General features: G+C 37.6%; 12 protein-coding genes and 2 pseudogenes. 8 read left to right on the forward strand and 6 right to left on the reverse strand.

The features are described 5' to 3' along the window. Nucleotides 1-359: 359 nt before the first annotated feature. Complete coding sequence (locus tag JN080_RS25865) at nucleotides 360-1,637, forward strand: MFS transporter (protein WP_256238847.1); 1,278 nt, start codon at nucleotides 360-362, stop codon at nucleotides 1,635-1,637. 791 nt (nucleotides 1,638-2,428) lie between these two features. Here the strand turns inward: JN080_RS25865 and JN080_RS25870 are convergent. Continuing rightward, a pseudogene (locus JN080_RS25870) lies at nucleotides 2,429-2,809 on the reverse strand (HTH domain-containing protein); the annotation flags it as partial. Between the two features lie 100 nt (nucleotides 2,810-2,909). Here JN080_RS25870 and JN080_RS25875 point away from each other — a divergent pair. Then, nucleotides 2,910-3,307 (forward strand): annotated as a pseudogene (locus JN080_RS25875) (pyridoxal-phosphate dependent enzyme); the annotation flags it as partial. Between the two features lie 204 nt (nucleotides 3,308-3,511). Here JN080_RS25875 and JN080_RS25880 read toward each other — a convergent pair. After that, a complete protein-coding gene (locus tag JN080_RS25880; RefSeq protein WP_256238848.1) occupies nucleotides 3,512-3,643 on the reverse strand; it encodes a hypothetical protein in 132 nt (43 codons plus the stop codon). A 504-nt stretch (nucleotides 3,644-4,147) separates the two neighbouring features. Between JN080_RS25880 and JN080_RS25885 the strand changes: the two genes are divergently transcribed. Next, nucleotides 4,148-4,525 (forward strand): cupin domain-containing protein, encoded by a 378-nt coding sequence (locus JN080_RS25885; protein WP_256238849.1) that lies wholly within the window; start codon nucleotides 4,148-4,150, stop codon nucleotides 4,523-4,525. Here JN080_RS25885 and JN080_RS25890 read toward each other — a convergent pair. Beyond that, nucleotides 4,506-5,174: an alpha/beta hydrolase gene (locus JN080_RS25890; RefSeq protein ID WP_256238850.1), complete on the reverse strand. Its 669-nt coding sequence runs from the start codon at nucleotides 5,172-5,174 to the stop codon at nucleotides 4,506-4,508. The two genes, JN080_RS25885 and JN080_RS25890, sit on opposite strands and share 20 nt — an antisense overlap. A 199-nt stretch (nucleotides 5,175-5,373) precedes the next feature. Here JN080_RS25890 and JN080_RS25895 point away from each other — a divergent pair, with 199 nt between their 5' ends. After that, nucleotides 5,374-6,258 (forward strand): NAD(P)-dependent oxidoreductase, encoded by an 885-nt coding sequence (locus JN080_RS25895; RefSeq protein ID WP_256238852.1) that lies wholly within the window; start codon nucleotides 5,374-5,376, stop codon nucleotides 6,256-6,258. Between the two features lie 98 nt (nucleotides 6,259-6,356). Here the strand turns inward: JN080_RS25895 and JN080_RS25900 are convergent, their stop codons facing one another. Next, complete coding sequence (locus JN080_RS25900) at nucleotides 6,357-6,926, reverse strand: TetR/AcrR family transcriptional regulator (RefSeq protein WP_256238853.1); 570 nt, start codon at nucleotides 6,924-6,926, stop codon at nucleotides 6,357-6,359. Between the two features lie 211 nt (nucleotides 6,927-7,137). On the opposite strand from JN080_RS25900, the gene JN080_RS25905 reads away from it, so the two are divergent. The 3 genes from JN080_RS25905 to JN080_RS25915 all read left to right on the forward strand — a co-directional run bounded on the left by JN080_RS25905 (nucleotide 7,138) and on the right by JN080_RS25915 (nucleotide 9,213). Beyond that, complete coding sequence (locus JN080_RS25905; protein WP_256238854.1) at nucleotides 7,138-8,061, forward strand: DsbA family protein; 924 nt, start codon at nucleotides 7,138-7,140, stop codon at nucleotides 8,059-8,061. Between the two features lie 137 nt (nucleotides 8,062-8,198). After that, nucleotides 8,199-8,336 carry a hypothetical protein gene (locus tag JN080_RS25910; RefSeq protein ID WP_256238855.1) on the forward strand — a complete coding sequence of 46 codons (138 nt, stop codon included), beginning with the start codon at nucleotides 8,199-8,201 and terminating at the stop codon, nucleotides 8,334-8,336. A gap of 319 nt (nucleotides 8,337-8,655) precedes the next feature. After that, complete coding sequence (locus tag JN080_RS25915) at nucleotides 8,656-9,213, forward strand: ABC transporter ATP-binding protein (RefSeq protein ID WP_256238856.1); 558 nt, start codon at nucleotides 8,656-8,658, stop codon at nucleotides 9,211-9,213. A gap of 209 nt (nucleotides 9,214-9,422) precedes the next feature. Here the strand turns inward: JN080_RS25915 and JN080_RS25920 are convergent, their stop codons facing one another. Then, entirely contained in the window at nucleotides 9,423-10,166 is a 744-nt protein-coding gene (locus JN080_RS25920; protein WP_256238857.1) for an SDR family NAD(P)-dependent oxidoreductase, read from the reverse strand. Nucleotides 10,167-10,459: 293 nt separating this feature from the next. Here JN080_RS25920 and JN080_RS25925 point away from each other — a divergent pair, with 293 nt between their 5' ends. After that, entirely contained in the window at nucleotides 10,460-11,470 is a 1,011-nt protein-coding gene (locus JN080_RS25925; RefSeq protein WP_256238858.1) for a LysM peptidoglycan-binding domain-containing protein, read from the forward strand. Between the two features lie 69 nt (nucleotides 11,471-11,539). On the opposite strand, the gene JN080_RS25930 is transcribed toward JN080_RS25925, so the two are convergent. Then, a complete protein-coding gene (locus JN080_RS25930) occupies nucleotides 11,540-12,187 on the reverse strand; it encodes a nitroreductase family protein (protein WP_256238859.1) in 648 nt (215 codons plus the stop codon). Nucleotides 12,188-12,262: the final 75 nt, after the last annotated feature.

The following is a 12,262-nucleotide window of genomic DNA, read 5'->3' on the forward strand; positions in this document are numbered from 1 at the left end:
ACAAATTTCCAAATATGAAAGAAGGTCAGATAGGGTTTGCTATCAATAGAAAAGAAGATTGTATGGAGTCCGTATCAAATTTTTAACAATAATTATATTATGTAAACAAAAGCTCCGGAGAAGGTTTTGCATTTCATAATAAGACTTTTAACAAAATTCACAAAAAAATTAACTAATTTCACAATGTGCTAAAAACAAAATGAAATGCATTTAAATAAAAAGCAGTTAAATGAACGAATGTTCTGTTTGTAACTTTTCTGATTGATCAAAGTGAACAAGAAAATCACCAAACATTCTACTTTAGTAAAAAAATTTTTGGAGTATAATAGGTAAGGAATTTAACAATAGGAGAAGTGAAATTGGAAAAAAAGAATAGTTCTTACAGATGGATTGTGTTTGGTGCAGTATTATTTGCTTATTTTTTAATCGTCAGCCAAAGAACGGCACCTGGGTTGATTACAGATCAACTGATGAAAGATTTTACGATCACTGCCTCTATGGTGGGATTAATGACAAGTATTCAATTTTTTGCCTATTCAGGCTTACAGATTCCCGTTGGTCTCTTATCGGATCGCTTTGGCCCAAATGGTCTCCTTGTCATTGGTACACTTCTTAATGGCTTGGGGACAGTCCTTTATAGTGCAGCATCTAATGAGTATGTCTTATTCTTATCTAGACTAATGGTGGGAATGGGAGATGCGACTATTTGGGTCAATGTGGTTTTAATCTTAAGTCAATGGTTTAAGGCTGCAGAATTTATTGGGTTGCTTGGATTCGCAGGAATGGCTGGAAATCTTGGCTCACTGCTTGCGACAGTTCCATTTTCAGCTTGGATTTCCGCATCAGGCTGGAGAATTTCCTTTTTTACGAGTGGTATTGCGCTTTGTTTAACAAGTATTCTTCTTTATTTTGTACTCGTTTTAAAACCTAAGCAACTTTTTAAAAATGGTTCAGAAACAAAAAAGCCTCAAACTAAAAAACGTGAAAAAACGGTTTCCATTTTAAAAAGAGTGATTACCACCCGCCAAGCATGGGCGACGTTCTTTTGCCATTTTGGCGTTATGGGTACATATGTCGGATTTATTGGTTCGTGGGGAGTTCCTTTTGGAATGCATATCTATGACATGAGCCGTTCATCTGCAAGTCAACTGATTATGTATGGTCTTTTTGGAGCGATTATTGGCGGCCCATTAATAAGCTGGTTTACTAGCAAGCGTGAAATGATTAAGAGTACTTATCTTGTCATACAATTGATTATTTTTCTTAGTTGGTTGACTTTCTTTTTATTTGCCGGGAAACCACCGCTTTTTCTGACAGTCATTTTATTCATCGCAACAGGCTTCGGAAGCGGAGCAGGTTCTCTCACGTTCGCGATTGTTCGAAAATCTTTTCCATTAACAGAGGTTGGAGTCATAACGGGGTTTGCTAATACTGGGGGATTTATCAGTGCGGTATTGTTGCCATTTCTGTTTGGGTATGTGTTAGACCATTTTCATCATGCTCCAGTAAATGTTGGTTATCACTACGGATTTGTCATCCCTGTATTGTTTTCATTTGTTGCCGTAATCGGTGGTATCATGATAAAAGAACAAAGAAACGAACAAACCCAGTTGTCCGTCCAAACCAATGGTCGTTAGTCGCATAAAACTTTATAAATATTAAAATTAACGAGGGCGATGCTTTAAACGGGCATCGCCTTTTCCTTTTACGCCGAACAAAGCACGTGAAGGAAATTTCAAGTGATTCACCAAAATTATTTTTCTCACACGCAAGTGCGATGATAAGAATTTATGATAAAAAGGTTAAAAATAGAAGGTTATTTAATGGCATTCTTTTATACTTTCTAGACACTTAATTATTTACACATGAATCCATGATACAATCATATAAAATGATAGTAATAGAGTGAATGTAGGATGATGACGTTTGGGAGAAAACACGGTGAAACTGCCTTCCCCTGTAGCATGGGGGGCGGTTCACTTGAGATTTCAAAGGCAGTCTCAAGTGAACTGCCAATAGGGATGGTGCCTGGTGTCACTCCTGGTAATAGGTTGAAATTTCATTATGTTCCCGTAAATGTTGGATATCAATTACACTTTACACATTTGAGAGGGTAGTTCTGCTCGAAAGAAAACAAATGACAATTTAGAGCGTAAAGCTAGTTATCGCAACTAAGAATATTATCTTTTTATAAAAATTTAATATTTTTACATAATATACATTTAATAGGAAATATATAAGACTGTGGTTTAAGTTGAAGGGCTACCTTTCTCATAGAGTTGTGCTAATGGTTTTTCAGTTGATCGAGAGAGGTTGTCTGCTTGTTATGAAGCCATTTCGGCAATAACTCATGATAATGATTGTGTGGAGAGATAGTTTACATTGAGACAAATATTTTTACATGATAGAAAAAGCAAATCATATCTAACTTTTTTAATAATTCATTCTCAGCTCGCAACAATAGAGTTTGAGCTTCTAATTTTGAATTTTTTTCTTCTAAACTAAACTCCCTTTTAGTCGGTCTTCCTGAATTATCTTTACGTGTATCTCGAAGTCCCAATACTCCAGATTTATTATAAGCAGCTCGCCATCTAGAAGCAGCCCTATGTACTCTCACTATACCGAGAACTTCAACATCAAAACCATTTTCTTCAAAAATCTGTCTTGGTAATTTTCCTTTCTCATCTTCAACTACAAAAATCCTTTTAAACTCATCAGTGTATGTAATACCCTTAGAACTAACAGATTTAACATAAGGATTATTGGATAGAGATTTTACTTCCTTACTAGTGAAATGTTTTTTTGGCATCCATCATTCCTCGATTTCCCCATTTTTTATCCATTATACATAAATGTACCCTATAGAGCTGACCTTTTTCTTAGTGTCTACTCTATAGGGTACATTTAAAATTGTTTTGGAACCGGAAGAAGCTGCATCCCTTTCAAAAGGCGTTCCGGATATTCTTCATGGATTTAAAAGCTATGTCCTAAAAGATGAACAAGGGAATCTGAACCTACCCATTCGATTGCGGCAGGTCTGGATTATCAAAGTGTCGGTCCCGAACATGCTTTTTTAAGGGACAGCGGCAGAGGAGAATATGTAGCGGCTACCGCCCAGGAGGCATTAGAAGCATTTCAAACATTGTCTAAAGTAGAAGGGATTATTCCAGCTCTCGAAAGTTCCCATGCTGTTGCCTATGCTTTGAAATTGGCAAAGGAATTATCGAAAGAAGATAGCATCATTGTAAACTTATCAGGACGCGGTGACAAAGATGTTCACCAAGTATTTGAAATGTTAAGAGGTTAATATCATTCTGAATCATTCCGAACCGTTAGAATTGATAGAATAGTCAGAAAAATCTGTTCCATTTAATTTTAATAGATTATGAATCTAAAATATAAATTATCCCCATCGCCTGCGATGGGGATAAGATGCTTTTAAGTTCTCTGCTGCTACATAATCTTCAGGTATTTATCTAGAATCTATTACGGCCTCTGCTTTGACGATGTCTTATAGTGCGACGTCTGGTACGGCGTCTGGTGCGACGATCTCTGTCACGTTCTCCATCGGGATCGTAATCCCAATCTTTATCGAGATCGTAATCCCAATCTCTAGTCCCACGATTTCTGTTGCGACTACCAAACATCAAATTGTCCCAGAACCCCAATATGATCACCCCCTTAACTTTTATACAATAATATATTCAATTAAGAGAAACATAGCTTGGACAAATAGCTGAAGATAATGGTTTAGCTGCAAATTCAAGAAGAGATTTGAGATTAAAATTTCTGTCATTGATTCCGGAAGGCGCCCCGTATGCCGATGATGGAGCCAATATTATGATTAAAATTCAACGAAGAAAAGATACTGTAATCACTTTGGTGTTCAGGTATACGTACAAATACTCTTTATTCTCTTCTTTTCTTGTGTTTTGGTCCTTTAAGAGTCAAGTGACTTCTGTCTGGCTTATGTATACTATACGGGCTATTTTAAGAACATAGCTTGAATACCTGTAGACAGGAGGTTCAAAATGAAAAGTGCGACGATTACTAAGACCGTTGTGATTGGGCCGAAAAGTGCAACGGAGTCATTTCATGACATGTTAAGGGAATCAATCATGCCGATGAACAGAATGAGGGACCGAATGTGGGGGGGGCAACAAGGTCGCCGAAGCTATTTTTTGATGTTAGTGATAATCTTACCTTTGAGAGGAATCCTGAAAACGTTCTTTATGAAGTTACCTCCGCTCAAATACCAATGATGCAGAATTTATCGTTAGGAGACCTTTTTCTAAGCAGAGAACATATTCGTGAGCCCCACTGGCATCCAAATGCGGATGAACTCGATTTTATTGTTTCGGGTGAAGTTATTATTTCAATTCTTAATCCTTTCAGGCTTGAACTGCAGACCTATCATGTTAAACCAGGTCAGGTCACCTTCCTGCCAAAGGGATGGTGGCACTGGATTACTTGTGTTACGGAGGAAGCCCATCTTTTAGTTAATTTTAAGCCACTAACCACTTAAGACCTTTGACAATCCGTTCCGCCACATTTGCAAAATGATTACCCTGATTGACCTCATAAATGGTATTTATTCCAAGGTATTTTATATATTGCTCTGCCTTCGTGGTCGCAACCTCCACCTGGGCCATCCTGGGATTCTTCGTCTTCTTCTCTTTTTCTCCAAGTGAGAAATAGATACGCTCCACCGGACTCTGCAGATCATGTGTCTGCATGTAGTTCAAAAATCCATCAAACCATAAAGAACCTGACATGGACGCTGCAAGCTGAAACAAGTCAGTCTTATATAAAGCATATAAGGAAAACAGTCCTGCCATAGAATATCCAAAAATCCCTCTATTTACTGGTATAAGACCAAGATCCTTCTCTATTTCAGGGATCATTTCCTTTGTAAGTACCTGCAAATAGGCATCTGCACAACCTGCGAAATCTTCGCCACCTTTAAAGACTTTCTCTGCCTGCCATGGTGACAAATCCCTGTTCCAGTCGATTCCGTCAATGCTTATCAGCGTAAATGGTGCAGCATGATGACATAATTCCATAATTTTGTCAGCTTCCACTAAAGCAAAATGCGTGTAAAGAATTGGAGCGTTCTCTGGTATAGCAGATGGATATATATGAATCAAATAATTGTTGAAGTTAAATGTCTGCATTTTCTTTACTCCTTTAAACGACATTGTATCACAATGACGACCATACTTTTCCAATTTTGGTTCAGATTCACATGATGATAAAAACTGGATTAACTTATAGTAATCCAATTGGATGATTACAAAAGGATTTTTTAGATTTACTATATTCTTGAGTGATTAACACTAAATGGATCATAAGCATAGAAAGGAGAAACGGAACATGTTGACAAAGGAAAATACGATTATTGGGTTTATCGGGATAGGTGTTATGGGGAATAGTATGGCGAGTCATCTCTTGCGTGCAGGTTATTCGCTCATTGTCTATAATCGTACAAAGGAAAAAGCGGCAGAACTGGGGAAGCAGGGAGCTGTATGGGCAGATTCTCCTAAAGAAGTTTCAAAGAAAGCCAGTGTCATTTTTACGATGGTCGGGTATCCTCAAGATGTAGAGGAAGTATACTTGGGAGAGCAAGGGGTTATCACCAATGGAAAAGCTAATACATATGTAGTTGATATGACAACCTCTACTCCTACTCTCGCGGCGAAAATCTATGAAGAAGCAAAGAAAAAGGGCATTTTTGCCGTTGATGCACCCGTTTCCGGCGGCGATATTGGGGCAAAAGAAGCACGCCTCTCGATCATGGTTGGCGGAGACAAAGAGGTATTCGAAAAATTAGAGCCTTTATTTAAACTCCTTGGAACAAATGTGGTTTATCAAGGGGAAGCAGGGGCCGGACAGCATACGAAAATGTGTAATCAAATTGCCGGTGCTGCCACCATACTGGGTGTCTGTGAAGCGATTGTCTATGCAGAAAAAGCAGGATTGGATCCGAACAGAGTATTAACCAGCATTGAGTCTGGTGCAGCAGGAAGCTGGCTGCTGTCGAATATGGGTCGTAGAATGCTTGATGGTAATTTTGAACCTGGATTTTACATCAAACATTTTATCAAGGATATGAATATCGCACTTCAGGAAGCAGAAGCCATGGGCATGGAAACGCCAGGATTGGCTGTAGTCCAAAGGCTTTATAGTGAACTGGCAGAAAAAGGTGAACAAAACAGTGGACATCAAGCATTATATAAATACTGGAAGAATGAACAGTAAGCATTTTTCTTGAAAATGTTGAAAACTCGCCGATCAATAGCGAGTTTTTTGCTTTATAGAGAGGTATTCTTGGTCTGCCAGTGTTATCAATAGACAGGTTAATCTTTAGACCCAAAATGGATCCCGGACATGATATAAGGAATGACCGATTTGATAAATTCTTGAGGAGGTATTGTTTGACTGTTTCTTCGCCATTCTACAGAGGCCCCGTAGATCCCCCAGCTTAGCATGACCGCCGTAATTTTAAGAGTTTGCTCATTTTCAGTTGAATGTTGTTTCTCCAACATTTTATAAAAGACGATTTCAAGCTGATCTCTGATAATCCGGGCTATGGTATCTTCGTATCCTCTATGGCAGCGATTGGATAATGACTTTTGAAAATTGGTTACAGCTGTGAAAATTCTAACGAACGCTTCTTCATTGAGTTTATCATTTTGGTAGAAATCATAATTCAAATTAACTAAGAGTACTTCTGACAATACCTTCTCTAATAAGTCATATATATCATCAAAATGATAATAGAAAGTGGCACGATTGATCATCGCTTCTGTTGTAATATCCTTTACAGTTATATTCTTGAATTCTTTTTTAGCTGAAAGTTCAATAAAAGAATCCATTATTAATTTGCGAGTACGAAGAACCCGTGGGTCCGTCTTTGATTGAGTCATTTTGCTGTCACTCCCACTTTTTCAACATTTTCTTGAATGTGTTGTATAAACAACAAATTCAAAGAACTATTGGTATGAATGATTTTCATTATTTACTAAAATACGCTTATAAAGCAAATATGAAGCTTCTTTAAAGAACTGGTATGATGATCGAAGCGCAAGTAGTGCTCAAGTTGCAGAAGATATTAAAGCGTAATGGAGGAAAAAATTGATGAACAATCATAATATGATTTGTGATTTAGAAACAGGTGTTTGTGGAGTAGCTGGTGAAGAAGAAATGGGGTTCATTGATCTCAATTTAACTAAAAAATCGATTGATCTTTATTATGTGACCGACCCGATCTGCTCTCATTGCTGGGCACTTGAACCGGTTCTTCGCCGGTTTGTCGTGCAATATGGTGAATATTTTAACTTCCATACGGTTATGGGAGGCTTGCTGGAAAAATGGCATGATGGACCAATTGATCCTGCAAACGGAATTTATAAACCAGCTGACGTTGCTGGCCACTGGAGGGAAGTGGGGGAATATTCGAGGATGCCGATTGATGGGAGCCTTATGATTGGCAATCCCGTTCAATCTTCCTATCCTCCTTCCCGTGTCTTTAAAGTGATACAAAAAAATCATCATGTTGAATTAGCCTATGATTTTTTAAGGCGTGCCAGAGAAGACCTTTTCGCATTTAATCGAAATATCTCGGAAACATCTGTGATGATTGAAATCGTCAATAATATTGGACTTGATGGAGAAGCCATTGTAAAGGAGGCTGAACAACCAATCGGTCAACAATTATTAAATGAGGATTTCAGTCTTGCCAGAAATTTGGGCGTCAGAGGATTTCCAACCATTATCATGATCAATGAGGAAAATAAAGGGGTAAAAATTGTTGGCGGTCGACCGCTGGAATATTATGCTGCTGGCTTAAAACAAGTTCTAAACGAAAAAGAACTTCAACCGAAACCACAACCATCTCTTTCCAGCTTGCTTGAAAAAGAAAAACTTTTATTTTCAAAAGAAATTGAAGTAATGTATGATATTGAAAAATCAGATCTTAACACTTTTGTTGAAAAAGAGCTTTCACAAGAAAGTTATCAACAGAAGGAAGTTCTTGGGGAATCATATCTAATAAAAAGTTAATTCTAAATTGCTGGTGACTAATTTAATTTCCTAACATAAAAAATATGATTGATCTATAAAAACTCATGCACATATTTTAATATCTGTCATATATTATCCACTGTGTGAGAGAGAGCTGTTAGGGGGAAGTAAGAACAATGGATAACAACCATTTAATAAAATTGAGGAAAAACGAGTGCAAAGATGGAGGAAATGGATATCAGATAATTGAATTCAATGTATCTGATCCAGCAGAAAATTTATTTGCAGTAGTGACTCCTATAAAAAAACAATAAAATACAAATTCTCTAACTAGAAAACTATCTTTTTTGTAATGATACATAGAAAGATGGTTTTCTTTATTTTTTCTATTTTGGGCAGAATAGTATCGTAGACGATACTAGTATAGCAGAAAGATTTTCTGATGAAGTAGGAAAGGATAGTTATCAAATAAACCTGCTCCCCGAGTGTTCAAGGGATTAACTTAATCCGATTCAAAATACTATCCTGCATAGTAGTCCCATAAACATCGCAAGGAAATGTTTATGTCGATCATGTCTCCTGACGGACTTGAAAAACTAACCGACATTGCAAAAAAAACAGTGGGAGATAGCAGTGGCTAAATGGGGACAGATGGATAAGGTTATTCTTTATGAAGAAGCGCAGGAAATTATGTGCAGGACAGCCTGTCAGTGGGCAGGAATACCTGTACAAGAAGACGAAGTTAAGAGGCTGACAAAAAATCAAACAATCGGGTTTGTTTTTCAAAACTTTAATCTATTAACCAAGCTTACTGCGATAGAAAATGTGGAACTGCCTTTAATTTATGCGGGGCTGTCAACGAAAGCACGGCGGGAGCAAGCGTTGGAGGCGCTTAATCAGGTAGGGTTGAAGGATTGGGCAGAACATATGCCTACCCAGCTTTCAGGCGGTCAGCAGCAAAGGGTGGCTATTGCAAGAGCTCTTGTTGGAAAACCATCTATTATCCTTGCAGATGAACCAACAGGGGCACTCGATAGCAAAACCGGCCAAGAGATTATTCAAGTAATGAAAGAGTTGAATGAAATGGGTAGTACGGTTATTTTAATTACACACGATTCCATAATTGCAAAAAAAGCAAAAAGAATGGTCCGTATTCAGGATGGCCGTCTTATTGAGAAGGTGTTCGATTAAGAACTACTTACTAAAAGAAAACTGTATATTGTAATTTTATAAGAAATCTGTTCATCGTTGCATGAGCGGATATTTTCAAGTTAAATGAGAAAAGACCTCCATGGAAGTCTTTTCTTGAACTATGAAATTAAGATAACACAGAGGGATTGTATCGATTCTCTAATGCTAGAATCTCATAAGTATTAGAAAAAGGCTTGCGATTTAATTGCTTACTGCGCCGTGTATCCGCCATCAACGAATAAGGCACTTCCAGTAACAAAATCATTTTCACAAAGGAAGACCATGGCATGTGCAATTTCTTCGGCTTTCCCAAGCCGTCCAATTGGATGTCTTGCAACTAACCCTTCGTAAAAATCACCTAGTGCTTCTTTGTTGACCATGCCAGTTTCAATATAACCAGGGCAAATACAGTTGACCCGAATGTTATTTTTTGCATACTCAAGGGCAAGTGATTTGGTCATTGTGTTGACAGCACCTTTTGAAGCATTATAAGCAAAGGCTCCCGCTTCTCCAACATGACCCAAAATTGAGCACGTGTTGACGATCGAGCCGCCGCCTGTTTTCAGCATTTCTTGTATGGCATATTTCGCACCGAAAAAGACCCCATTCTGATTGATCGAAATGACTCTGTTGTAATCTTCAAAACTTAATTCGTGAGTAGGGGAAAGGGTACCAATCCCTGCATTGTTGATGATAATATCCAATTTGCCGTAGGTTTTAACAGTTTCTGCTACCAAATTCTTAACCGACTCTTCTGACGAAACGTCGGCTTTAATGAATAAAACATCTGCCTTTTTTTCCAGCAGGCTTTTTTCAACTTCTTTGCCCGCTTTCTCGTTATAATCTGCAATAACGACTTTAGCCCCTTTTTCCACAAATGCATTCACCGTAGCAAGCCCAATCCCGGAAGCACCGCCAGTTACAATTGCAATCTGACCGTCTAAATTTCCCATTTAAAGTCCCCCTTTGGATATATAGAAACCGCTTACATTTCTATGATATTCCAAAGATATTATATTGTCAAAATAAACAATATGAATATGTTAATGGATTCACAAACTACTAAAATAGTGTAAATAAAGTGATTACAAAGCATGTTATCTTCAAAAGAAATATTACATTTTGAGTTAATATCAGGAAGGAATCAAAGTGAAAATTTGGAATTGAATAACTGGGATAGTTTGACTAGTTTTTCCAAAAAATATTGGTGCTTTGATTTTTATATTATAGAAAGGAGGTTAAAAAAATGAGCAAAAAGGTTATCCTTATTTTAACTTTAATGTTAATGATGTTACTTAATACTTCTCCGGCCCTCGCAGTTAATAATCCGAGGAATACTTATGAAGTAAAATCAGGAGATTCATTATCCAAAATTGCCAAAACCTATGAAACGACAGTCAATGATCTTGTATTGATAAATGGAATCCAAAATCCTGATTTACTTTTAGTTGGGCAGAAATTGCGGGTTCCGATTATGTACGAAGTTGTTACAGGGGATACACTTTGGAAAATCTCACAAGCATTTAATTCGACGGTTCCATTAATTAAATCAGCAAATGGACTTACCTCTGATATCATTAATGTAGGGCAAAAATTAAAGATTAATCCCACCAAACTGACAATGAGTGGAGAATTTGTGCTAATGACGAGGGAGCAATTTAGGGATTGGTTATTTAACCAAAAAATCACCAGAAAAATAACGTTTTTCCAGGAGCATCACACATATTCACCGTCATATCAGAACTTTAATGGTTCCAATTATTTTTCATTAATGAATGCGATGAAGGAATATCATGTTAATACAATGGGATGGTCAGATATAAGCCAGCAATTAACGACATTCCCTGATGGAAAAGTAGTAGTGGGGAGGCCATTTAACACTCCTCCTCAAGGTTCATTTGGTCTGCTAAATAAATCGGTAACGCCAACCATTGAAGCAACAGCAGTAGCGATTGAAAATGTCGGCAACTTTGACATTGGAAATGATCAAATGACTGCGGAACAAAAAGAAACCATCATTACGGTTGCTGCTTTACTTTGCATCAAATTTGGACTAACCCCTTCCATTGACAGTATCACGTACCATCATTGGTGGGACATGAATACTGGTGAAAAAGTGCTGGATAACAGTAAGGGACATGTTGTTAAAACTTGCCCGGGTACTGGCTTTTTTGGCGGTAATAGCACCACGGATGCAAAAAGTAATTTCTATCCGCTGGTAAGAAATAAAATGCAGGAAATTTTAGCTACTATGTAGTTGATAAAGTAGAGAGAATACGGATACCGCTCAATATGCTATGCAAAAATGAGGTTCGCATAGCGAACCTCATTCTATTATAACCGATATTTCGCTTACTTCTTTCCGGTTCATTTTCTTTGGTGATTCCTCCGGGTATCCCAGGGCGATGACCATATTGATTTCCTTTTCCATATCGATCTCTAAAAATTCGCGGATCTTATCTTGGGCAAGCAATACAGGTCCCGTCATTGGGCAAGTTCCCAGACCTTTTGCAAAAGCTGCAAGCATTAGGTTTTGGGCTGCTAAGCAACTGGACTTGATTCCTTCTTCCTTCCAAACTGCATCATCCACGAGTTTAATAGGGTCAAATATTTTCGCTCTGAACTTAGATGTATAAGGGGTCGCGAGACAGATGATGAGGACAGGTGCATCGCTAAAAGCGGTAGCGTATGGTCCAAACGAACGTAAAAGTAGCTTTGCTTCTTTTGTAAGTCCTTTTTCCTCTGCATCTCTTGCACGATCCCGAAGTGCACCCCATGTCATTTCCTCGATTTTTTTAATTATTTCACGATTTTTAATGGCGATAAATTCCCAAGTCTGTGAGTTGGTATCGCTTGGTGCATATCTTGCACAGTCGAATAATTCGTTAATGTCCTCGTTTGACACTTCACGATTTTGGTATTTTCTAATGCTTCTTCGATTTTGAATTAGTTCTTTAATTTCATTAAAAGTCACAGTGTTTTGTTTTTCCTTTCAACATATAATTAACAGATTTAATTATATGTTATTTTCGTAAAAAACAAAGTATTT

Source organism: Bacillus sp. EB600 (assembly GCF_024494385.1).
In the GTDB taxonomy this organism is placed as follows: Bacteria; Bacillota; Bacilli; order Bacillales; family Cytobacillaceae; genus JAEVLT01.